23 protein-coding genes and 2 tRNA genes are annotated in these 22,118 nt (G+C 73.2%); 18 read left to right on the forward strand and 7 right to left on the reverse strand.

What is annotated here, in order from left to right; genetic code table 11:
• Positions 1-94: 94 nt before the first annotated feature.
• Entirely contained in the window at positions 95-580 is a 486-nt protein-coding gene (locus FHL80_RS15825; protein WP_138734351.1) for a ribose-5-phosphate isomerase, read from the forward strand.
• Between the two features lie 10 nt (positions 581-590).
• The gene (locus FHL80_RS15830) at positions 591-1,181 is read left to right on the forward strand and encodes a maleylpyruvate isomerase mycothiol-dependent enzyme family protein (RefSeq protein ID WP_138734352.1); all 591 of its coding nucleotides are present in this window, start codon (positions 591-593) and stop codon (positions 1,179-1,181) included.
• Positions 1,182-1,333: 152 nt separating this feature from the next.
• Here the strand turns inward: FHL80_RS15830 and FHL80_RS15835 are convergent, their stop codons facing one another.
• Positions 1,334-2,575 (reverse strand): GNAT family N-acetyltransferase, encoded by a 1,242-nt coding sequence (locus tag FHL80_RS15835; RefSeq protein WP_138734353.1) that lies wholly within the window; start codon positions 2,573-2,575, stop codon positions 1,334-1,336.
• A 53-nt stretch (positions 2,576-2,628) separates the two neighbouring features.
• Positions 2,629-3,195, reverse strand: coding sequence for an MMPL family transporter (locus FHL80_RS15840; protein ID WP_246078716.1), 567 nt, complete (start codon positions 3,193-3,195; stop codon positions 2,629-2,631).
• Positions 3,196-3,483: 288 nt separating this feature from the next.
• Here FHL80_RS15840 and FHL80_RS15845 point away from each other — a divergent pair, with 288 nt between their 5' ends.
• The 6 genes from FHL80_RS15845 (at position 3,484) to FHL80_RS15870 (ending at position 7,933) form a co-directional block, all read left to right on the forward strand.
• Positions 3,484-5,151 carry a hypothetical protein gene (locus FHL80_RS15845; RefSeq protein WP_138734354.1) on the forward strand — a complete coding sequence of 556 codons (1,668 nt, stop codon included), beginning with the start codon at positions 3,484-3,486 and terminating at the stop codon, positions 5,149-5,151.
• Positions 5,152-5,219: 68 nt separating this feature from the next.
• Positions 5,220-6,236 carry a sigma-70 family RNA polymerase sigma factor gene (locus tag FHL80_RS15850; RefSeq protein WP_138734355.1) on the forward strand — a complete coding sequence of 339 codons (1,017 nt, stop codon included), beginning with the start codon at positions 5,220-5,222 and terminating at the stop codon, positions 6,234-6,236.
• A gap of 29 nt (positions 6,237-6,265) precedes the next feature.
• Complete coding sequence (locus FHL80_RS15855) at positions 6,266-6,670, forward strand: VOC family protein (protein ID WP_138734356.1); 405 nt, start codon at positions 6,266-6,268, stop codon at positions 6,668-6,670.
• On the forward strand, positions 6,670-7,227 hold the full coding sequence (locus FHL80_RS15860; protein ID WP_138734357.1) for a dihydrofolate reductase family protein: 558 nt from the start codon (positions 6,670-6,672) through the stop codon (positions 7,225-7,227). Before FHL80_RS15855 ends, FHL80_RS15860 begins: the two co-directional genes overlap by 1 nt.
• Before the next feature lie 68 nt (positions 7,228-7,295).
• A complete protein-coding gene (locus tag FHL80_RS15865) occupies positions 7,296-7,541 on the forward strand; it encodes a glutaredoxin family protein (RefSeq protein WP_138734358.1) in 246 nt (81 codons plus the stop codon).
• Positions 7,542-7,711: 170 nt separating this feature from the next.
• The gene (locus FHL80_RS15870; protein WP_138734359.1) at positions 7,712-7,933 is read left to right on the forward strand and encodes a hypothetical protein; all 222 of its coding nucleotides are present in this window, start codon (positions 7,712-7,714) and stop codon (positions 7,931-7,933) included.
• Between the two features lie 33 nt (positions 7,934-7,966).
• On the opposite strand, the gene FHL80_RS15875 is transcribed toward FHL80_RS15870, so the two are convergent.
• A tRNA-Gly gene (locus FHL80_RS15875) sits at positions 7,967-8,037 on the reverse strand.
• Between the two features lie 138 nt (positions 8,038-8,175).
• Between FHL80_RS15875 and FHL80_RS15880 the strand changes: the two genes are divergently transcribed.
• From FHL80_RS15880 to clpX, 6 genes are all read left to right on the forward strand, one after another.
• Entirely contained in the window at positions 8,176-9,597 is a 1,422-nt protein-coding gene (locus FHL80_RS15880; RefSeq protein ID WP_138734360.1) for a pyridoxal phosphate-dependent decarboxylase family protein, read from the forward strand.
• A gap of 14 nt (positions 9,598-9,611) precedes the next feature.
• Positions 9,612-9,688 (forward strand) — tRNA-Pro (locus tag FHL80_RS15885).
• A gap of 129 nt (positions 9,689-9,817) precedes the next feature.
• A complete protein-coding gene (gene tig, locus FHL80_RS15890) occupies positions 9,818-11,317 on the forward strand; it encodes a trigger factor (protein WP_138734361.1) in 1,500 nt (499 codons plus the stop codon).
• Between the two features lie 335 nt (positions 11,318-11,652).
• Positions 11,653-12,300: an ATP-dependent Clp protease proteolytic subunit gene (locus tag FHL80_RS15895; RefSeq protein ID WP_439331094.1), complete on the forward strand. Its 648-nt coding sequence runs from the start codon at positions 11,653-11,655 to the stop codon at positions 12,298-12,300.
• A 2-nt stretch (positions 12,301-12,302) separates the two neighbouring features.
• On the forward strand, positions 12,303-12,935 hold the full coding sequence (locus FHL80_RS15900) for an ATP-dependent Clp protease proteolytic subunit (protein ID WP_014739749.1): 633 nt from the start codon (positions 12,303-12,305) through the stop codon (positions 12,933-12,935).
• A gap of 313 nt (positions 12,936-13,248) precedes the next feature.
• A complete protein-coding gene (gene clpX, locus FHL80_RS15905) occupies positions 13,249-14,523 on the forward strand; it encodes an ATP-dependent Clp protease ATP-binding subunit ClpX (protein ID WP_026846201.1) in 1,275 nt (424 codons plus the stop codon).
• A 491-nt stretch (positions 14,524-15,014) separates the two neighbouring features.
• Here the strand turns inward: clpX and valS are convergent, their stop codons facing one another.
• Positions 15,015-17,600, reverse strand: a complete 2,586-nt coding sequence (valS, locus tag FHL80_RS15910; protein ID WP_138734362.1) for a valine--tRNA ligase — start codon at positions 17,598-17,600, stop codon at positions 15,015-15,017.
• 19 nt (positions 17,601-17,619) lie between these two features.
• Between valS and FHL80_RS15915 the strand changes: the two genes are divergently transcribed.
• The 3 genes from FHL80_RS15915 (at position 17,620) to FHL80_RS15925 (ending at position 19,790) form a co-directional block, all read left to right on the forward strand.
• Positions 17,620-19,017: a bifunctional folylpolyglutamate synthase/dihydrofolate synthase gene (locus FHL80_RS15915; RefSeq protein WP_138734363.1), complete on the forward strand. Its 1,398-nt coding sequence runs from the start codon at positions 17,620-17,622 to the stop codon at positions 19,015-19,017.
• Positions 19,014-19,403 (forward strand): DUF4233 domain-containing protein, encoded by a 390-nt coding sequence (locus tag FHL80_RS15920; protein ID WP_138734364.1) that lies wholly within the window; start codon positions 19,014-19,016, stop codon positions 19,401-19,403. The genes FHL80_RS15915 and FHL80_RS15920 overlap by 4 nt, the downstream gene beginning before the upstream one ends.
• 171 nt (positions 19,404-19,574) lie before the next feature.
• Positions 19,575-19,790: a hypothetical protein gene (locus tag FHL80_RS15925; protein WP_138734365.1), complete on the forward strand. Its 216-nt coding sequence runs from the start codon at positions 19,575-19,577 to the stop codon at positions 19,788-19,790.
• Here FHL80_RS15925 and FHL80_RS15930 read toward each other — a convergent pair.
• The 3 genes from FHL80_RS15930 to FHL80_RS15940 form a co-directional block, all read right to left on the reverse strand.
• Positions 19,787-20,734, reverse strand: a complete 948-nt coding sequence (locus tag FHL80_RS15930) for an IS481 family transposase (protein WP_138734366.1) — start codon at positions 20,732-20,734, stop codon at positions 19,787-19,789. The two genes, FHL80_RS15925 and FHL80_RS15930, sit on opposite strands and share 4 nt — an antisense overlap.
• Positions 20,735-20,838: 104 nt before the next feature.
• The gene (locus FHL80_RS15935) at positions 20,839-21,366 is read right to left on the reverse strand and encodes a Clp protease N-terminal domain-containing protein (RefSeq protein WP_138734367.1); all 528 of its coding nucleotides are present in this window, start codon (positions 21,364-21,366) and stop codon (positions 20,839-20,841) included.
• Position 21,367: 1 nt separating this feature from the next.
• Positions 21,368-21,589, reverse strand: a complete 222-nt coding sequence (locus FHL80_RS15940) for a helix-turn-helix domain-containing protein (RefSeq protein WP_036336706.1) — start codon at positions 21,587-21,589, stop codon at positions 21,368-21,370.
• A gap of 73 nt (positions 21,590-21,662) precedes the next feature.
• On the opposite strand from FHL80_RS15940, the gene ndk reads away from it, so the two are divergent.
• Positions 21,663-22,082, forward strand: a complete 420-nt coding sequence (gene ndk, locus FHL80_RS15945; RefSeq protein ID WP_138734368.1) for a nucleoside-diphosphate kinase — start codon at positions 21,663-21,665, stop codon at positions 22,080-22,082.
• Positions 22,083-22,118: the final 36 nt, after the last annotated feature.

A 22,118-nucleotide genomic window follows, 5' to 3' on the forward strand; every position in this document is an offset into this window, starting at 1 on the left:
CACCCACGCACCCCGCCAGCCGTCCACCCCCATGACCGCCACCGGGTCAGCCTGCCAGTCGCCGGGCGCCGCGGGGGCCTGCGAGGATCAGCTCATGCGCGTCTTCCTCGGGACCGACCACGCCGGCCTGGAACTGAAGTCCCACCTCCTGCAGGTGCTCGCCGACCAGGGCTTCGAGCCCGTCGACTGCGGCGCCCACACCTACGACGCGGAGGACGACTACCCGCCGTTCTGCTTCGCGGTGGGGGAGGGCGTGGTGACCGAGCCCGGCACCCTGGGGGTCGTCATCGGCGGCTCGGGCAACGGCGAGCAGATCGCGGCGAACAAGGTCCCCGGCGTGCGGGCCGCCCTGGTCTGGAACACCGACACCGCCAAGCTCGCCCGGCAGCACAACGACGCCAACGTCGTGGCGGTCGGCGGCCGGCAGCACAGCGTCGAGGAGGCCACCGAGCTGGTGCTCACCTTCCTGCGCGAGCCGTTCAGCGGCGAGGCCCGGCACGTCCGCCGCATCGGGCTGGTCGCCCAGTACGAGCGCGACCGGCACCGCCCGGCCGGCGGGCTGCCCACCGACACCCCGTGAGGCCACCGCGGTGACCGGGGGCGAGCTGCGGGCGGCCGACGCGGCCGTCCAGCAGCTGCTGGCCCGGGTGCCGGACGGCTCGGCGGCGGTGCCGCTGCTGGCCACCGACGTCATCGGGGTCGTCCACCACGTCACCTCGTGCCTGACCTGGTACGCCCAGGACCTGGTCGCCGGCCCGGTCGAGGTGAGCGCCTTCGACCTGGTCCGCCGTCCCGACGCCGAGCTGGCCGAGATGCGCCGGCAGCTCTCCGCGGCCACCGAGGTGCTGGCCCGGGTGGTCGACGCCGCCGACCCGGCCGAGCGGGGCGCGCACAGCTGGGGGCTGGCCGACCCCTCGGGCTTCGCCGGCATGGGCTGCGCGGAGCTGCTGCTGCACGGCTGGGACATCGCCGACGGCCGCGGCCTGGACTGGGTGCCGCCCGCGGCCCTGGCCGACGCGACGGTGACCCGGCTGTTCCCGTGGGTCCCGCCGGAGCCGGACCCGTGGGCGGCGATGCTGTGGGCCACCGGCCGCGGCGAGCTGCCCGGCCGCGAGCCGGTGACCTCCTGGCGCTGGCACTGCGCCCCGCTGGCGGAGTGGGACGGCACCCAGCCCACGTGAGGAGTCGGGGCGGTGAGGGGCCCGGCCGGTGATCAGGTGACCTGATCACCGGCCCTCCTCCCGCACCGGCGTTGGTGCGGGAGGACACCCTTTGATCAGGTCACCTGATCGAAGTGGACCGTGCGAAGTGGACGGTGCGCAGAAGGACGTCGTCAGAACAGGTCCGGGCACCAGGGTGCGACCGGCCAGCTGAACGCCGTGGAGGCGGCCACCACGGCGCCCGGGCTGACCTCGGTCACCCGCCCGGCGGCCTGCAGCGACGCGAGTGAGACCCCGCCCAGGTAGGCGGCACTGAGCGCCTCGATGTCGAGCACGAGGTCCGGGTCTCGGTCGGTGCGGTCGCAGAACGCCCCTGCCGGGTGGCCCCAGACGTGCCAGCGCCCGTCGTTCCAGGCGCAGAACCGGTCGCGCACCTCGAGCACCAGGTCGATCCGGGCCGGGTAGCGGCGGGCGGACAGCGCCCGTCCGACGTCCACCAGCCGCACCCACAGCGCGTCGACCGGGCGCGCGTGCCAGGCGCGGGGGTCGGCGAGCAGGTGCCGCAGCGGGTCGTCGGCCGACAGCGACGGCGCCTCCACGGTGCGGACCAGGTCGATGCCCAGCAGGAACCGCCAGAGCGCGGCGTACGCGGCCGGGGTGGCGGCGCGGACCTCGGTGACGGCGAGCACGCCGGTCGGTTCGCCGTCGTCGGTCCAGCTGCCCCGGACGCGGTACAGCGCGTAGCCGGTGACCGTGCCGTCGGCCTCGGTGTGCAGCACGTGCTGGCGGGGGGTGCCGCCGCGGCGGTCCTCGGGGCGGTCCAGCAGGACCCGGTCCCACCAGCGGTCGTCGCGGGCGAGGTTGCCGGGCACCTGCCGGCGGAGCTGGTCGTAGAGCCGGGCGGCGGCCGGGCGGAACTCCGCCACGTCGACGAGCGCGACGCGTCCGGTGCCGCAGTCGGCGTCCGGGCGCAGCCGCAGCCGCTCGGTGTTCCCCGACCAGCCGCCCCGCCAGCTCGCCGGGGCGTAGCCGAACCGGCCGTAGATGCCGGCCTCGGCGGCCCACAGCGCCGCCACCGGCTCCCGCTCCGCGGCCTGCACCTCGGTGAGCTGGCGCCGCATGATCGCCGTCAGCACCCCCTGCCGGCGGTGGGTGGGCGCGACGGTGATCCAGGTGACCCCGGCGGTCGGCACGGTGGCCCCGGGGACGGCCATGTCCAGGCTGTAGATGCCGGCGGTGGCCGCCACCCGGTCCCCGTCGAACAGGGCGAGGGAGCGGTCGAGCTCGGCGATCGGCGACGGGGTCTCCTGGTACGGCCCGTCAGGCGCCTCCCCGAAGGTGGTCGACATCGTGGCGGAGAACCGCGGCCACTCCTCGGCGGTGATCGGACGGAGCTGGTCGGCGAGATCGGTCACGGTGGCTGTCTACCGCCCCGGGACGACGATCCGCCAACCAGTTCGCCCCGACCTCAGGAGCTGCCGGCCGGCAGCCGGTGCAGCAGGCGCAGCAGCCACCAGGTCCGCTCACCCAGCAGCGCCATCGTCGCCGGGAGCAGCACCCCGCGGACCAGGGTGGCGTCGATCAGCACGGCCACCGCCAACCCGACGCCCAGCTGCTCGAACTGCACCAGCGACAGCGTCGCGACGATGCTGAACACGGCGACCATCACGACCGCGGCGCTGGTGACCACCGCGGCCGAGCGGGTGACCCCACGGGCGATCGCGAGCTGCATCGGGAGGCCGGCCCGGGCGGCCTCGCGGACCCGGGAGACGACGAACACGTGGTAGTCCATCGACAGCCCGAAGAGCACCACGAAGAGGAACAGCGGCAGCCAGGACACGATCGCCCCGGTCGAGGTCAACCCGAGCAGCCCCTCGGCCCAGGTCGACTGGAACACGATCACCAGCACCCCGTACGCGGCGCCCACCGACAGCAGGGTGAGGACGGCGGCGATCAGCGCCACGGCCAGGGACCGGAACGCGACCGTGAGCACGACGATCGTCAGCGCCAGCACGAAGCCGTCGCGGGTCTGCACCAGCACCTGCTCCACCGGCGGGGTCGGGGAAGCCTGCTGGCGCGTGGCGGCCGGTCCCAGCCCGCTGGCTGGCCGCTGCCGCTTCGGGCTGTCCCGACCCTGCGCCGTCCCGCTCGCCGTCCATGTCGAGGGCGATGCCCCGGCGGGTGCGCGCGGTGTCCAGGGCCGAGCACCCCGCCGGGGTGCCGGGGTCACGGGTGGGCCCTAGGGTCGGCGGTCTGCCGAGGTGTCCACGTCCGGCTCCCCGGGACCCCTGACCCGGACGGTCGTGGACGCGGGAGGAAGGTCATGCGCCGTCTCGGGACCGTTGCGTCCGCCGTCGTCACCCTGGTCGCGCTCGCCGGGTGCACCGGCACCAGCTCCGCCGACGGCGACCCGGCCGGGAGCGCGTCGGCCGATGCGCCGGGCAGCCGGGCGGTGACGGCGGTGCCCGAGGCGCCGCGCACGCTCGTCGCCGACACCGACCCGGTCGCCGCCGCGGTGTCCACCAGCCGGGCGTTGTTCGCCGGCTCGCCGGTCGCCGTGCTCGCCGGGCGCGACGACCCGTCGGCGCAGCTGCTCGGGGCGGTGTCCGCCGTCGGGCTGGGGGTGCCGCTGCTGCTCGGTGCGGACGGGGCGGCCGACGCCCTGGCCCCCGAGCTCGACCGGCTCGGGGTGCAGACGGTCCTGGCGCTCGGGGACGACGCCGCGACCGCGCTGCCCGACGACGCCGGCGTCGACGTGGTGACCGTCCCCGCCGAGGCCGACGCCGTGGCGGCGGCGACCGGGCTGGACCTCGACGCCGACCAGCCCGTCGCCGAGGCCGACCGGGCTGCGGCGGTGGCAGCGCTGGCCCCCGACGCGCTGCCTGCCCTGCGGGCCGACGGCGCTGCCGCCCCGGCCGGTGCCGCGGAGCCCGCCGGCGAGCTGCCGGCGGTGGAGCGCCCCGAGCCGCTCGAGGACGTCGTGGTGCTGGCCAGCGGCAGCGGGGACGCCCTCGCCGGGATCGCCACCGCCCGGGCGGCCGGCGCGGAGGTACAGCTGACCGGTGGCGCGGACCCGCGGGGCTCGGCGGCGGTGGTCGAGCGGCTGGCCCAGCAGCCGACGGTGGTGGTGCTCGGCGCCGACCTGGCCGGCGCCCCGGGGATCGACTGGAAGCTGGACACCGCGGCCGGTGGCACCCAGCTGCCCGGCGGTGGCCAGCTGCTGTTCCCGCGGCACATGCTCGTCGCGCTGTACGGCATCCCGGGCAGCGGCGCGCTGGGCGTGTTGGGGGAGCAGGAGCTGCCGGGCGCCATCGAGCGGGCGCAGCAGACCGCCGAGCCCTACCGTGCGCTGGTCGGTGCCACCGTCGTCCCGACCTTCGAGATCATCGCCACCGTGGCGTCGGAGTTCCCCGGCCCGGACGGCAACTACTCGGCCGAGGGCGACGAGGCGACCCTGCGGCCCTGGGTCGAGGCCGCCGGCGCGGCCGGCCTGTACGTGGTGCTGGACCTGCAGCCAGGCCGCACCGACTTCCTCACCCAGGCGAAGGAGTACCAGTCGCTGCTGGAGCTGCCCTACGTCGGACTGGCGCTGGACCCGGAGTGGCGGCTGACCCCGGGGCAGGTGCACCTGACCCAGATCGGCCAGGTCGGCATCGACGAGATCAACACCGTGGTGACCTGGCTGGCCGACCTGACCCGCGAGCGGGCGCTCCCGCAGAAGCTCCTCCTCCTGCACCAGTTCCAGGTGCGGATGATCATCGACCGCGAGCGGCTGGACACCTCCCGGGACGAGCTGGCGATCATGGTGCACGCCGACGGGCAGGGCGGGCAGGCGGCCAAGCAGGACACCTGGCGGGTGCTGCACCAGGACGCGCCCGCGCCGCTGTGGTGGGGGTGGAAGAACTTCGTCGACGAGGACTCCCCGATGCTCACGCCCGAGCAGACGATCGAGCAGGTGCTGCCCACCCCGCAGTTGGTCACCTACCAGTAGCGACCTCCCTTGGTTCTGTCGGTGGCCTCCGGCAGGATCGGCGGCGACGTCGACGAGGAGGTCCCGCGATGACCGGTGTGATCGCCGAACGGCCCGGAGCGGCCCTGGCCAGCGAGCTGGAGCCCCGGCTGGCCGAGCACCGCCGGGAGCTGACCGGCTACTGCTACCGCATGCTCGGGTCGGCCTTCGACGCCGAGGACGCGGTGCAGGAGACGATGGTCCGCGCCTGGCGCTCGCTGGACCGGCTGCAGGGCGCCGGCGCGCTGCGCTCGTGGATGTACCGGATCGCCACCAACGTCTGCCTGGACGCCCTCGACGGCCGCAAGCGCCGCGCGCTGCCGGTCGACCTGTCCGAGGACTCCTTCGCGCCCGTCGAGGCCTCGCTCGACGGGGTGCTGCCCGACGGCGCCTGGGTCGAGCCGGCCCTGGACCGTCAGGTGCTGCCCGTGGGCGGCGACCCGGCCGACCTCGCGGTGCAGAAGGAGTCGGTGCGGCTGGCCTTCGTCGCCGCGCTGCAGTTCCTCCCACCCCGGCAGCGGGCGGTGCTCATCCTCCGCGACGTGCTCCGCTGGAAGGCCGACGAGGTCGCCGGGCTGCTGGAGACCTCCGTCGCCGCGGTCAACAGCGCGCTGCAGCGGGCCCGGGCCACCCTCGCCACCCAGCAGGCCGCGGAGCAGCCGGCCCAGCCGGAGGTCGCCGCGGACCAGGCCGAGCTGCTGGACCGGTACCTGGACGCCTTCGGCCGCTACGACATCGAGGCGCTGGTGGCGCTGCTGCACGAGGACGCGGTGATGGACATGCCGCCGTACGCCATGTGGCTGCGCAGCTCCGCCGACATCGCCACCTGGTTCGTCGGACCGGGCGCCGAGTGCCGCGGGTCGTACGTCGTGCCCTTGGAGCTCAACGGCAACCCGGCGTTCGCCCAGTGGCGTCCGAGCGGGCCGGGCGGGTCGTTCGAACCGTGGTCGGTCACCGCGCTGGAGTTCGGGGCCGACGGCCGCATCACCCGGATGACCGCCTTCCTCGACACCCGGTTGTTCGACCTGTTCGACCTGCCGCGGAACCCGTCGCCGTCGCCGCGATGAGTTCCGCCGGTCGCAGCGGTCTGGAGGTCATGACCGAGACCAGGACCGAACTGCTCCGCGACAGCGCCGCCTTCAGCGGCTTCTCCGTCGACGACCTCGACGCGGCACGCACCTTCTACGAGGACGTGCTCGGGCTGCGCACCAGCGGGGAGCCGGCGATGGGCGGGATCATGCACCTGCACCTCGCCGGTGGGCGGGACGTGCTCGTCTACGCCAAGGGGCCCGGGCACAGCCCGGCCACCTACACGGTGCTCAACTTCCCGGTGCCCGACGTCGACGCCGCGGTGGCCGAGCTGACCGCCCGGGGCGTGCAGTTCCTGCACTACGACGAGCCACCGACCGACGAGAACGGTGTGATGCGCGCCGGCGGCCCGCTGATCGCCTGGTTCACCGACCCGGCGGGCAACGTCTTCTCCGTTCTCGAGCAGAGCTGATGGCCCGGCTCCAGTACGCCGCGATCTGCTCGCTCGACGGCTACACGGTGGACGCCGACGGGAAGTTCGACTGGGCGGCACCCGACGAGGAGGTGCACGCCTTCGTCAACGAGCTCGAGCGTCCGATCGGCACGTACCTGCTCGGCCGCCGGATGTACGAGACGCTGGCGGTCTGGCAGACCATCGGCGGCCCCGAGCACCACGCCATCGAGAACGACTACGCCGAGATCTGGCGCGCTGCCGAGAAGGTCGTCTACTCCACGACGCTCGAGTCGGTGTCCACGCCACGCACCCGGTTGGAGCGGACCTTCGACCCGGAGGCGGTCCGGCAGCTCGTCGCCGACGCCGACGCCGACGTGAGCATCGGCGGTCCGGGACTGGCCGCACACGCGCTCCGGGCCGGGCTCGTCGACGAGGTGCACCACCTGGTGCACCCGGTCGTCGTGGGCGGCGGCACCCGGGCGCTGCCCGACGGGGTGCGGCTGGACCTGGAGCTGGTCGACGAGCGGCGCTTCGCCGGCGGCGTCGTCCACCTGCACCACCGCCGCCGCAGCTGAGCCGGCGGGCCTTGTCCGGGGCGCTGCCCGCTGTCACGGTGGGCGCAGGCACCCGTCGAGGAGCACCCATGACCGAGCAGCCCGTCGTCTACCACTCGCCGGGGTGTCCGTACTCGGCGAAGCTGCGCGCGAAGATGGCACTCGCCCGCATCCCGCACTGCAGCGTGCGGTTCCGGGACGACGAGGAGGGCGCCGCAGCGGTGCGCGCCCACCACCCGCAGGGGTGGGAGCTCTCCCCGACCGTGCTCATCGGCGGCCGGTACCTGAGCAACCCGACCCTGGCCGAGGTCCGCGAGGCGCTCGCGCGCAGCTGACTGCCCGCTCACCGCCTCCGGATGAGGCGTGCCGGTCCGCGCCGGTCCAGCTTCGGTCCATGCGTCAGCGTGCCCAGGACGGGCCCCGAGCGTCGCCAGCGAGGGTGCGGGTGCGGGGGAGGGAGGTCCCGGAGGGCGGTCCCCGGCTGGACCGCCGCCTGCGTCAGCGCATGGCCCAGCGGGCCCTGTGGGAGGCAGCCCGGCTCGCGGCGTCCGGGACGAGCGTGCGGGTGTTCGCGCCGACCGGCGAGGACCTCGCCGCCATGGGCACCAACCTCTTCGACGCCTCACGACGCGGCACGGTCTTCGCGACGGCGGTGCGCACCACCACGTCGCTGCTGACGTCCGAGGACCAGCGCGCGGGACGACGGGACGTCACCGGCGTCGCCTGACCGGAGGGCGCGTGACCTGCGGGAGGAGCGGAGAGCGGGTGACCGGGATCGAACCGGCATGGCCAGCTTGGAAGGCTGGGGCTCTACCATTGAGCTACACCCGCGGTGGGACGCACGCGTCCCGGTGAGCACCTCTGCTCGTCCGCAGCCTAACCGGTCGCCTCCCGCCGCTGCCGCAGCCGGTGGACGTCGCGGACGCGGCCCCCTCGTCGCCGGGGGCGCCCCGTGCCAGGCTGCGCCCCATGGGTGCCGCGGCCGACGCGTACGACGAGGCGCTGTGCGCCGCGGCGTCGCACGCGCGGGACTGGCTGCACCAGCTGCCTGAGCGGCGCGTCCCGCCGGACGCGACCGCGGACGAGGTCCGCGCCCGCGCCCTCGACCTGCTCGCCGAGTCACCCGTCGGCGCCGGACAGGTCGTCGACGAGCTCGCCGCGCTCGCCGGACCGGGGCTGATGGCCATCAACTCCGGCCGGTTCTTCGGCTGGGTGATGGGCGGCGTCCTCCCGGCGTCGCTGGGCGCGGACTGGCTGGTCAGCAGCTGGGACCAGAACACCGGCATGCGCGCGGCCACCCCCGGTGTCGCGGGCATCGAGGAGGCGGCGGGGGAGTGGCTGGTGCACCTGCTCGGCCTGCCGGCCGGGAGCGCGGTCGGCTTCTCCACCGGCGCGACGACGGCGAACGTGTCCTGCCTGGCCGCCGGCCGGAACGCCCTGCTGGCCGCGGCCGGGTGGGACGTGGAGGAGAACGGGCTGGCCGAGGGCCCGCGGGTCCGGGTGCTCGTCGGCGAGGACAGCCACGCCTCGGTGCACCTGGCGCTGCGCTATCTGGGCCTCGGGCGACCGGAGCGGGTCGCCGTCGACGACCAGGGGCGGCTGCGCACCGACGCCCTGACCCGGGCCCTGGACGACGCGCCCCCGGACGCCCCGACGCTGGTCTGCCTGCAGGCGGGCAACCTGCACTCGGGCGCGTTCGACCCGCTGAGGGAGGCCGCGGACCGCGCGCACCGGTACGGCGCCTGGGTGCACGTGGACGGTGCGTTCGGGCTGTGGGCAGCGGCCGCCCCCGCGCTGCGGCACCTCGTCGACGGGCTGGACCGGGCCGACTCCTGGGCCACCGACGCGCACAAGACGCTCAACGTGCCCTACGACTGCGGCGTCGCCGTCGTGCGCGACCCGGCGCCGATGCGCGCGGCGCTGGGCGTGCGGGCCAGCTACCTGCTGAGCACCGACGTCGCGGACCCGCTGGACGTGACGGTGGAGATGTCGCGGCGGGCCCGCGGCGTGCCGGTCTGGGCGGCGCTGCGGTCGCTGGGCGAGGCCGGTGTGGCCGGGCTCGTCGAGCGGCTGGTCGACAACGCCCGGGCTCTGGCCCGGGGGCTGACCTCCCTCGACGGCGCGAGGGTCCTCAACGACGTCGTCTACACCCAGGTCTGCGTCAGCTTCGGCAGCGACGAGCGCACCGCGGCGGTCACCGCCGCGGTGATCGCCGACGGGACGGCGTGGATGTCGGGCTCCCGCTGGGCCGGCCGGGCCGTGCTGCGGGTGTCGGTGAGCAACTGGTCGACCGACCGGGCCGACGTCGAGGCGTCCGTCGACGCGGTGCGCCGGGCCGTCGCCGTGGTGGACCGCGGACGCCGCGGTACGGCCGCGCCGTCCTCGCCCTAGACTCGCACCCGCCACGGGGTGTGGCGCAGCTTGGTAGCGCACCCGCTTTGGGAGCGGGGGGCCGTGGGTTCAAATCCCGCCACCCCGACCAGATCGGCGCTGCTGTGGGCTCACATCCCACCACCCCGACACAGAACAGACGTCTCTAGACTCGTGGCGTGCTGCGACGCCCCGCGCGTCGCGCCCGTCGTCCGTCCCCCTTCCAGAGGAGCGCTGCACAGTGAAGAGCACCATCGAGAACCTGGGCCCGACCCGGGTCCGGCTCGCGATCGAGGTGCCGTGGAGCGACCTGGACCACGCCTTCGGTGAGGTCTACAAGGAGCTGGGCAAGCAGGTCCGCGTTCCCGGTTTCCGCCCCGGCAAGGTCCCGAACCGCGTCCTCGACCAGCGGATCGGCCGCCCCGTCGTCCTGGAGCAGGTCGTCCAGCACGCCGTCCCGGAGGTCTACTCCGAGGCGATCCGGGAGAACCAGGTCCGGGTGATCAGCCAGCCCGAGGTCGAGGTGACCCGGATCGACGATGGCGAGGCGCTCGCCTTCACCGCCGAGGTCGACGTCGCCCCCACCCTCGAGCTGCCCCCGCTGGACTCCCTCGCGGTCACCGTCGACGACGTCGAGGTCACCGACGAGGAGATCGACGCCCAGGTGTCGGTCATGCGCGAGCGGTTCGCCACCCTCTCCGGGGTCGAGCGCGCCGCCGCCGAGGGCGACTACGTCTCCATCGACCTCGAGGCCACGCTCAACGGCGAGGTCCTCGAGGACGGCAGCACCACCGGCATGTCCTACGAGGTCGGCTCGGGCGGCCTGATGGCCGGCCTGGACGAGGCCGTCACCGGGCTGTCCGCCGACGAGAGCGCCACCTTCCAGACCGCGCTGCTCTCCGGCGACGACGCCGGCGAGCTGGCCGACGTGACCGTGACGGTGCGCTCGGTCAAGGCCAAGGAGCTCCCCGAGCTCGACGACGAGTTCGCCTCCATCGCCAGCGAGTTCGACACGCTCGCCGAGCTGCGCGAGGACGTCCGCACCCGGCTGTCCCGCACCAAGGTCCTGCAGCAGGGCGCCGAGGCCCGCGACAAGCTGGTCGAGCACCTCATCGAGGTCATCGAGGTGCCCGTGCCGGAGAACATGGTCGAGCAGGAGCTCGCCTGGCGCGGTCAGGCCATGGAGCGCGAGCTGCAGCAGGCCGGCATGGATTGGGACGCCTACTTCACCGCCGCGGGCATCGAGGGTGGCCGCGAGGCCTACGACGCCGAGCTGCGGGAGAACGTCGAGAAGGCGGTCAAGACCCAGTTCATCCTCGACTCGATCGCCGACGCCCGTGAGGTGACCGTCGACAACGAGGACCTCTCCGCGCAGATCATGGCGCAGGCCCAGCGCAACCGGGTCAGCCCGGAGCAGTACGCGCAGCAGCTGCAGCAGGGCAACAACATCGCCGACTTCGTCGCCGACGTCCGCCGCACCAAGGCGCTGGCCCAGCTGCTCGAGGAGACGACGATCACCGACGCGTCGGGCAACGTCGTCGACCTCGAGGCGCTGCGCCCGCGCACCGTCGCCGGTTCGGCCGAGGACGCCGGGCAGCCGACCGACGACGTCGCCGAGGAGGTCGCCGGGGGCGACGTCGCCGACGACGACGCCGACAACGAGGCCGAGGCCACCGGTGCCGTCGTGACCGACGCCGAGGCCGCCGTCGACGACGCCGAGGGCAGCACCGCCAAGGCCTGACCTGCACCAGGACACCACCAGGACTCCTCCGCGCCGCCCGCACCCCGCCCCGGGGTGCGGGCGGCGCTGTCGTCCCCGGGGCGTGACCGCCCGGTGCCGTCCCGGCCGCCGCTGCGCCCACGGCGAACACCGGCCCCGACGGGGAGGAAGCCGTCGGGGGTCCGCGTTAGGGTCGACGTGACACTCGGGACAACCCCCCAGGGCGACCCGACGAGGCCGCACCGACGACCAGCACCCACAGGCCGTCCACGGCGTCGGCGGACCCCTTCCCGACCACCGGCCAACCTGTTCCACGAGACCGACTGCACCGCAGTCCTACGGAGGTCACCGCACCCGTGAGCACCCCACTGATCACCCCCGGCGCGCCGCTCATGCGCGCCGGCGGCTCGATGATGAACCTCAACGACTCGGTCTACGAGCGCCTCCTGCGCGAGCGGATCATCTTCCTGGGCAGCCAGGTCGACGACGTGATCGCCAACCAGCTGGCCGCCCAGATGCTGCTGCTGTCGGCCGAGGACCCCAAGCGCGACATCCACCTCTACATCAACTCGCCCGGTGGCTCGGTCACCGCGGGCATGGCCATCTACGACACCATGCAGTTCATCGACTGCGACGTCGCCACCTACGCGATGGGCCTGGCCGCCTCGATGGGCCAGTTCCTGCTCACCGCCGGCACCAAGGGCAAGCGCTACTCGCTGCCGCACACGCGGATCCTGATGCACCAGCCCTCGGCCGGTGTCGGCGGGACCGCCTCGGACATCGCGATCCAGGCCGAGCTGTTCCGCAGCACCAAGCAGGAGCTCAACCGGCTCCAGGCGAAGCACACCGGGCAGACCCCGGAGCGGATCAACGAGGACTCCGACCGCGACCGCTGGTTCACCGCGCAGGAGGCCCTCGAGTACGGCTTCGTCGACCACGTGGTGACCCGTGCCGACACCATGACCCAGACCGACAACCCGGTCACCGACGGACCGGAGAAGTGACCATGAGCGACTTCCAGATGCCCTCCAGCCGCTACATCCTGCCCTCCTTCGTGGAGCGCACGAGCTACGGCATGAAGGAGTCCAACCCGTACAACAAGCTCTTCGAGGAGCGCATCATCTTCCTCGGGGTGCAGGTCGACGACGCGTCGGCGAACGACGTGATGGCGCAGCTCATCACGCTGGAGTCCAACGACCCCGACCGCGACATCACCATGTACATCAACTCGCCCGGCGGCTCGTTCACCGCGCTCACGGCGATCTACGACACGATGATGTTCGTCCGTCCCGACATCCAGACCGTCTGCATGGGCCAGGCCGCCTCCGCGGCCGCCGTCCTGCTGGCGGCCGGCACCCCGGGCAAGCGGCTGGCGCTGCCGTACTCGCGGGTGCTCATCCACCAGCCGTCCGGCGAGGCGGGTGGCCAGGTCACCGACCTGGAGATCCACGCCCGGGAGATCGAGCGGGTGCGCACGCTGATGGAGGCCATCCTGGCCCGGCACACCGGCCAGACCCAGGAGCAGGTCCGCAAGGACATCGACCGGGACAAGATCCTCACGGCCCAGGAGGCCAAGGACTACGGGATCGTCGACCAGGTCATCGCCAGCCGGAAGCTCAACGCACTGCCGGCTGCCTGATGCAGTGACGGTGCGGGACGGGGGCGCAATCCGGGCCCCCGGCCCGTACCGTTCTCCCAACCCGTCCGGCGGTCGGCGCGAGCTCCGCCGGTTCACGGGGGAGGTGCGGGACAGGTGTTACGGGCCGGGCGAACCGGGTGCGTCAGTTCCGGGGAACGTCGGTCCAGCCGGGTAGGTTCGGTGGACGCCCGATTCCCCGGCCAGTACCGCAGGGACGCAGGACGCCAGGTCTCAGGGCGTCGACGAGGGCAACGACAGAGCACGTACCAGGGGCAGCGGCACAGCCGTCCCACTCGAGGTGGAGGTCAGCCAGGTGGCACGTATCGGTGAGAGCGGCGACCTGCTCAAGTGCTCGTTCTGCGGGAAGAGCCAGAAGCAGGTCAAGAAGCTCATCGCTGGCCCTGGGGTGTACATCTGCGATGAGTGCATCGACCTCTGCAACGAGATCATCGAGGAGGAGCTCTCGGAGTCGTCGGACCTCAAGTTCGACGAGCTGCCGAAGCCCAAGGAGATCCACGACTTCCTCGAGCAGTACGTCATCGGCCAGGACCAGGCCAAGCGCACCCTCGCGGTCGCGGTCTACAACCACTACAAGCGGATCCAGGCCGGCGGCGACCGCGGCAGCCGCGACGAGGGCGTCGAGCTCGCCAAGTCCAACATCCTGCTGATGGGCCCGACCGGCTGCGGCAAGACGCACCTGGCCCAGACCCTCGCCCGGATGCTGAACGTGCCCTTCGCGATCGCCGACGCCACCGCGCTCACCGAGGCCGGGTACGTCGGTGAGGACGTCGAGAACATCCTCCTCAAGCTGATCCAGGCCGCGGACTACGACGTCAAGCGCGCCGAGACCGGGATCATCTACATCGACGAGGTCGACAAGATCGCCCGCAAGAGCGAGAACCCGTCGATCACCCGCGACGTGTCCGGCGAGGGCGTGCAGCAGGCGCTGCTGAAGATCCTCGAGGGGACGACGGCGTCGGTGCCGCCGCAGGGCGGTCGCAAGCACCCGCACCAGGAGTTCATCCAGATCGACACCACGAACGTGCTGTTCATCGTGGGTGGCGCGTTCGCCGGCCTGGACCAGGTGATCGAGGCGCGCACCGGGAAGCAGGGGATCGGCTTCGGCGCCGAGGTCCGCGGCAAGGCCGAGATCGAGGAGGCCAACGCCTTCGCCCAGGTCATGCCCGAGGACCTGCTGAAGTTCGGCATGATCCCCGAGTTCATCGGCCGCCTGCCGGTGATCACCAGCGTGCAGAAGCTGGACCGCGAGGCGCTGATCAACATCCTGACCGAGCCCAAGAACGCCCTGGTGCGCCAGTACCGCCGGCTGTTCGAGCTCGACGGGGTGGAGCTCGAGTTCACCGACGACGCGCTCGAGTCGATCGCCGACCAGGCCATCCTGCGGGGCACTGGTGCCCGTGGGCTGCGGGCGATCATGGAGGAGGTCCTGCAGTCGGTGATGTACGACATCCCCAGCCGCGAGGACGTCGCCACCGTCGTCATCACCCAGGACGTGGTCCTGCAGCACGTGAACCCGACGATCGTCCCGCGCAAGCCCGCCCGCGCCCCCCGCGAGAAGTCGGCCTGACCCGCCGGCACCCTCGTACGTCAGTGGCCCAGGACCCTCACGGTTCCGGGCCACTGACGTTCACAGCCTGAGGCGACGGCGGACGACGGTCTCGATCTCCCGCCGGCCAGCTGCCCGGTTCCCCGGTCAGCCGCCGGTAGCCGTACCGCAGCGACAGCCAGCCGAGCGTGGCTGAGTGGCGCCCGGGCCCACAGCGTCGCTACCCGGGCCCGGACCGACCAGTCACCGAGCCGGTCGGGCAGAGCGACCACGCCAGGATGCGTCAGCACCGGTTCACCGGACTGCAGCCAGCGACCGACGCTGCTCGAGCTGGTGGCGGGGGCCAGGGCGTCCCGACGGGCGACGCCGGTGGGCAACAGGTGAGCGAGGGCGTGCACGCCGTGCAGGCTGCCGGATCAGCGACGCCTGCTGCCGGCCCCCTGTGGACAGCCGTCCCTGTGAACTCCAGCGACCCAGAACCGGGTGCATCCTGGGCCGCTGAGGCTCAGTGGTCAGGCGTCCGGCGCCTCCGCCAGGACGACGTCGACGGTCAGCGGGCCGTCGCCGGCGACGACGGTGAGCGACTCGATCCGCCCGGCGGCGGTGAGGTCCCGGCGGGCGGCCTCGACCAGCGCCACCTGCACCTCGGGGGCGGTCACCGTCGCCGAGGCGACGTCAGCCCGCATCGACTGCTTGGCCTCCGACTTCGCCTTGCGGACGATAGCCAGGGTTTCCGCGGCCACGGCGGGCACCGCCCGGTCACCGCCGGTGGGCAGCTCGGTCGCGGTCGGCCACAGCGCCCGGTGAACCGAGCCGCCCTGCCACCACGACCAGACCTCCTCGGTGACGAACGGCAGCACCGGAGCCAGCAGCCGCAGCTGCACCGACAACGCGAGCGCCAGGGCGGCCTGGGCGGACCTGGCCCCCTCGTCGGAGGCGTAGGCGCGGGTCTTCACCAGCTCGACGTAGTCGTCGCAGAACGACCAGAAGAACGCCTCGGTGACCTCCAGGGCACGGGTGTAGTTGTAGGCGTCCATCGCGGCGGTCGCCTCGTCGACGACGGTCGCCAGGGAGGCCAGCAGCCCACGGTCGATCGGCTCCGTGACCGCGTCGGCGGTCAGCGCGGCCGAGGCGCCCAGGCCCAGCACGAACTTGCCCACGTTCAGCAGCTTGATGGCCAGCCGGCGGCCGACCTTCATCTGCGCCTCGTCGAACGGCGAGTCCGCACCCGGCCGGGCACCGGCGGCACGCCAGCGCACCGCGTCGGTGCCGTAGCGCTCCAGCACGTCGAGCGGCGTGGTCGCGTTGCCCTTGGACTTCGACATCTTCTTGCGGTCGGGGTCGACCACGAACCCGGAGATGGTGGCGTGCGACCACGGCACCGTGCCGTGCTCGAAGTGCGACCGGACGACGGTGGAGAACAGCCAGGTGCGGATGATGTCGTGCGCCTGCGGCCGCTGGTCCATCGGGAAGACGTGCGCGAACAGCTCCGGGTCGGTGTCCCAGCCCGACGCCACCTGCGGCGACAGCGAGGAGGTCGCCCAGGTGTCCATCACGTCCGGGTCGGCGATGAACCCGCCGGGCACGCCGCGCTGGTCCCCGGTGAACCCGTCCGGGACGTCGGAGGACGGGTCGACCGGCAGCGCCGACTCCGGAGCCAGCAGCGGCTCGTCGAAGACCGGCTCGCCCTCGGCGTCCAGCCGGTACCAGACCGGGAAGGGGACGCCGAAGAACCGCTGGCGGCTGACCAGCCAGTCGCCGTTGAGGCCCTCGACCCAGTTCTCGTAGCGGTGCCGCATGTGCTCGGGCACCCACTGGATCTCCCGGCCACGGGCGACCAGCGCGTCGCGCAGGTCGGCGTCCCGGCCGCCGTTGCGGATGTACCACTGCCGGGTGGTGACGATCTCCAGCGGGCGCTCGCCCTTCTCGAAGAACTTCACCGGGTGGGTGATCGGCGCGGGGTCCCCGACCAGGTCGCCGGACTCCCGCAGCAGCTCGACGATGCGGGCCTGGGCGCTGAACGAGGTCTTCCCGGCCAGCTCGGCGTAGACGTCGGCGGGCACCCCGTCGGGCGGGTCGGCGACGAACCGGCCGTCCCAGCCGATGACGGCGCGGGTCGGCAGCTGCAGCTCGCGCCACCAGGTGACGTCGTTGAGGTCACCGAAGGTGCAGATCATCGCGATGCCCGAGCCCTTGTCCGGCTCGGCCAGCCGGTGCGCGACCACCGGCACCTCGACGTCGAACAGCGGCGTCCGCACGGTCTGCCCGAACAGCGGCTGGTAGCGCTCGTCGTCCGGGTGCGCGACCAGCGCGACGCAGGCCGGCAGCAGCTCGGGGCGGGTGGTCTCGATGAACACCGGGCCCTCGGGGCCGGCGAACCCGATGCGGTGGTAGGCGCCCGGGCGCTCCCGGTCCTCGAGCTCGGCCTGGGCGACCGCCGTCCGGAAGGTGACGTCCCAGAGGGTCGGCGCCTCCTGCGCGTAGGCCTCGCCGCGGGCCAGGTTGTGCAGGAACATCCGCTGCGCGGTGGCCCGCGAGGTCTCCGAGACGGTCCGGTAGACACCCGACCAGTCGACCGAGAGGCCGACCCGGCGCCACAGCTTCTCGAACTCCGCCTCGTCGACGGCGGTCAGCCGCTCGCAGAGCTCGACGAAGTTGCGCCGGGAGATCGGCAGCTGGTCCTTGCCCGGCTCCTCCGGCGGCTCGAAGGAGGAGTCGTAGGGGAGCGAGGGGTCGCAGCGGACGCCGTAGAAGTTCTGCACCCGGCGCTCGGTCGGCAGGCCGTTGTCGTCCCAGCCCATCGGGTAGAAGACGTGCTTGCCGCGCATCCGCTGGTAGCGGGCGACGATGTCGGTGTGCGTGTAGCTGAACACGTGCCCGACGTGCAGCGACCCGCTCGCCGTGGGCGGTGGGGTGTCGATCGCGTAGGTCTCCGACCGCGGGGCGGAGAGCGCGCCGGCCCGGTCGAAGGCGTAGGTGTCGCCCTCGGCCCAGCGGGCCACCCACTTCTCCTCGAGGCCGTCGAGGGTGGGCTTCTCGGGTACGACGGCCCCGACTCCCGGGGCCGTGCTCTCCAGGGCTGAGGTGTCGGCTGCCATGACTGGCATCCTAGGAGCGGTGAGCACCTCCCTCTCCCGTGACCTCGACCGGGTCGAACAGGCGCTCCTGGCGCGGTGGCCGGAGAACCGGCTCGAACCGTCCCTGACGCGCATCTCGGCGCTGGTCGACCTGCTGGGCTCGCCGCAGCGCGCGTTCCCCGTCGTCCAGGTCACCGGCACCAACGGCAAGACGACGACGGCTCGGATGATCGACGAGCTGCTCCGCGGCTTCGGCCTGCGCGTCGGCCGCTTCACCAGCCCGCACCTGGAGGAGCTGCGGGAGCGGATCGTGCTCGACGGCGAGCCGCTGCCCGCCCAGCGGTTCGTCGAGGTCTTCGACGACATCGCGCCGTACGTGCAGCTGGTCGACGCCGGCAGCGACGTCCCGATGTCCTTCTTCGAGGTGATGGTGGCGATGGCGTACGCCGCCTTCGCCGACGCCCCGGTCGACGTCGCGGTCATCGAGGTCGGCATGGGCGGCACCTGGGACGCCACCAACGTCGTCGACGCCCGCGTCGCGGTCGTCACGCCGGTCTCGATGGACCACGCCGAGTACCTCGGCCCCGACGTCGCGACGATCGCCACCGAGAAGGCCGGGATCATCAAGCCCAGCCCCGGCGACGAGGTGCTGCCCGACGGGCGACCGGACGGCGGCGTCGTCGCCGTGCTCGCCCACCAGCCGCCCGGCGCGCTCGAGGCGCTGGTGCGGCGGGCCGTCGAGGTCGACGCCACCGTGGCCCGCGAGGGCACCGAGTTCGGCGTGCTGGAGCGCCGGGTCGCCGTCGGCGGCCAGCAGGTCCGGCTGCAGGGCCTCGGCGGGGAGTACGACGAGGTCTACCTGCCGCTGTTCGGCGCCCACCAGGCGCAGAACGCCGCCGTGGCACTGGCCGCCGTGGAGGCGTTCCTGGGCGCGGGCGCGGCCACCGGCGTGGTCGCGCAGGACGTCGTCCGGGAGTCCTTCGCGGCGGTCCGCTCGCCGGGCCGGTTGGAGCGGGTGCGCAGCTCGCCCGCGGTGCTGGTCGACGCCGCGCACAACCCGGCCGGCATGGCCGCGACGGTGGTGGCGGTGCGTGAGTCCTTCGACTTCACCCGGCTGGTCGGGGTCGTCGGCTGCGTGCACGGCAAGGACGTCGGCGGGATGCTCGCCGAGCTCGAGGGGCTGTGCGCCGAGCTGGTCGTCACCCAGAACAGCTCGCCGCGGGCCATCCCCGCCGACGAGCTGGGCGCCCTGGCGGTCGACGTCTTCGGCGCGGACCGGGTCAGCGTGCACCCGCGGCTCTCCGACGCGATCGAGTCGGCCATCGAGCTGGCCGAGGCCGGGCCGGACGACGCCCTGGGCGGCTCCGGCGTGCTGGTCACCGGCAGCGTGATCACCGCCGGGGAGGCCCGGACCCTGCTGTCCGGCGGGCGGCCGTGACCGCACCGGACCCGGTCCGGGCCGGCCGGGCGCTGGGAGGTGCGGGGGCGGCGATCCTGCTGCTGGAGGGGATCGCCGTCCTGTTCGTGCCGCGCGGCATCGCGCAGAGCGGTGACGGGCTGACCGGTCCCCGGCTGACCGTGCTGAGCGTGCTGGCGGTGCTGCTGGTCCTGGCCAGCGGCCTGCAGCGCCGCCCGCCGGGGCTGGTGATCGGCACGGTGCTGCAGGTGCCACTGCTGCTCACCGGGTTCCTCGGCTCGGCGATGTGGCTGGTCGGCGGTCTGTTCGTGCTGATCTGGGCCTACCTGCTGCAGATCCGCAAGGACCTGCTGGGCAGCGCGTTCGGCCCGGTGCGGTCCGCACCGCCTGCACCCCCCGCCGACTGACCCCGGGGTCACCCGCACGAGGGGCGCGGCAGCAGCGTCCCCCGGGGCACTCTGTCGGACACGTCGTGTGACCGGGGGATGACCCTGAGGTCACCAGAGCAGGGGAGCACCATGGCCGACCACAGTCGTTGCTGCGCGAGGCGCCACGAGCCCAGCACCAGGGCGAAGAGCGTGGCCGCGACCGCGACAGACGAGCCGCTGGGGTCGATCAGCTACACCATCGCCGAGTACGCGCACCGCGTCCGCTACCAGCTGCACGACGACCTGGTCGAGCGGCACGCCCGCGAGCTGCAGCAGCGGAACAGCTACGACTGCTGGAACGGGCTGAGCGACCGCGACCAGGAGCTCTGGCGGCACATGGCGCGGCTGGACCTGACCAACCGCTAGGTGTACTGGCCTGACAGGTTGGTGACGCGGCTGGCGGGAGGTCGTCCGCCGAGCGCGGTGTGGCCGCGGTGATGGTTATAGCGGTGTAGCCACTGGGGGTAGGCGGCTGCGCGCTCGGTGTCTGAGCCGTAGGCAGAGGCGTAGGCCCATTCCTCGAGCAGGGTGCGGTGGAAGCGCTCGACCTTGCCGTTGGTCTGCGGCCGGTAGGGGCGGGTGCGTTTGTGCGCGATGTCACCGAGGGCGTCGCGGAAGTCAAAGGATCGGTAGCAGGCGCCGTTGTCGGTCAGCACCCGGTGCACGGTGATGCCGCAGTCGGTGAAGTAGGCGTGCGCGCGGGTCCAGAAGGCCGCGGCGGTCTCCTTGCGTTCGTCGTCGAGCAGCTCGGAGTAGGCCAGCCGGGAGTGATCGTCGAGGGCGGTGTGCAGGAACGAGTAGCCCTGGCCGCGCTTGATGTGGGGTCGGGCGGCGCGGCCGTGGATGCGCCAGCCGCCGCCGTCGGGGATGCGGCCGAGCTTCTTGACGTCGAGATGCACGAGGTCACCGGGGGTGGCGTGTTCATAGCGGCGGACGTTGCGGCCGGTGGTCCGGTCCAGCCAGGCCAGCCGGGCCAGGCCGTAGCGGGAGAGCACCCGATGCACCGTCGAGGGGTGCACGCCCAGCAGGAACCCGATGCGTGCTGGTCCCCAGCGGCGGATCACCCGGACCTTGACGATCCGCCGCTCCAGGCGGGTGGGGGTGCGGCGCGGGCTTCGATGCGGCCGGCTGGGGCGGTCGGCCATGCCCGCGGCACCCTGCTCCCGGTAGCGGCCGGCCCAGCGTGCGGCGGTGGTCGCCGAGGTCTGGAACCGCTCGGCCGCTCGCCGCAAGGTCCAGCCCTGCTCGACGACGCAGCGGGCCAGCAGAAGCCGGCCGCGCGGAGTCAAGGTGGCATTAGCGTGGGACATGAAGACCTCCGGGCTGAGGAGCGGTTCCTAGACAGCTCCACACCTCACTCGGAGGTCTTCCTCATGTCACCTGCCGCCGTCACCAACGTCCATGGTCAGTACAGCTAGGCGACCTCGGGCTCCCCGCCGACCCGGTCCTGCAGCGAGCCGACGTCGGTCCCCAGCTGGGCGAGGACGCGGCCGACGGTCGGGTCGCCCACCGCCAGGACGCCGAGGAGCACGTGCCCGCTGTCCAGCCGGCGCTCCTTCCGCCGCAGGGCCGCCCTGAGGGTCTCCTCCAGGGCGCGCTTGCTGCCGTCGGCGAAGGGGATGTGCCCACCCGCCAGCCGGCGTCCCCGGTCCAGGGCGCCGGCGCCGAAGGTCGCCTCCGCCGTCGCGCGCACCTGGGCCAGGTCCACGCCGAGGACGGCGAGGGCGTCGGGGTCCAGCGGGTTGCCCGCCGCGGCCACCACGGGCGCCAGCCGGTCGTGGTCGATCCCGGCCGCCCGCAGCGCGCTCCCGCCGCGACTCGGGTCACGGGTCAAGGCCAGCAGCAGGTGGACCGGCTCGATCCGCTCGGCCCGCAGCTCCCGGGCCTCCTCCTGGGCGAGGACGACGGCCCGCCGGGCCTCGTCGGTGAAGCGCTCGAACACGTCAGCGGTCCCTTCTCGAGGTGGCGTGCTTCTTGTGGACGGCCTGCTTGCTCACGCCGAGGGCGTCTGCGATCTGCTGCCAGGACCAGCCGCGGGCCCGGGCGTTCCCGACCTGGAGGACCTCCAGGCGGTCGGCCAGGTCGCGCAGCGCGCGGATGGCGCGCAACCCGGTGTCCGGGTCGTCGGCCGCCGCGGCGGTGGTGACGTCGGTGGGAGAGGCCATGCCGTCAACGTAAGTTGACACTGCTCATCTGTCAACCCACGTTGACGCACAGGACTCCCGTACGCTCCCGGCCGTGTCTGCACCCACCGCTGAACGCTCGCTCGTCCTGGTCAAGCCCGACGGCGTTGCCCGGGGCCTGGTCGGCCAGGTCGTCTCGCGCCTGGAGGCCAAGGGTCTCCGGCTGGTCGCCGCCGAGCTGCGCACCCTGACCGTCGAGGTCGCCGAGGAGCACTACGGCGAGCACCGCGAGCGCCCCTTCTTCGGCTCACTGGTCGAGTTCATCACCGGGGGCCCGCTGCTCGCCTTGGTCGTCGAGGGCCCGCGCGCCATCGAGGCGTTCCGCGCGCTGGCCGGCGCCACCGACCCGGTCAAGGCCGCCCCCGGCACCATCCGCGGCGACTTCGCCCTCGAGGTGCAGAACAACATCGTGCACGGCTCGGACTCGCCCGAGTCCGCCGCACGGGAGATCGCGCTCTTCTTCCCCCAGCTCTGACCTGGGGGCAGTGATCAGGTGACCTGATCAGCGGCC

Origin of the sequence: Modestobacter excelsi, from assembly GCF_005930495.1 — a bacterium.
Lineage (GTDB): Bacteria > Actinomycetota > Actinomycetes > Mycobacteriales > Geodermatophilaceae > Modestobacter > Modestobacter excelsi.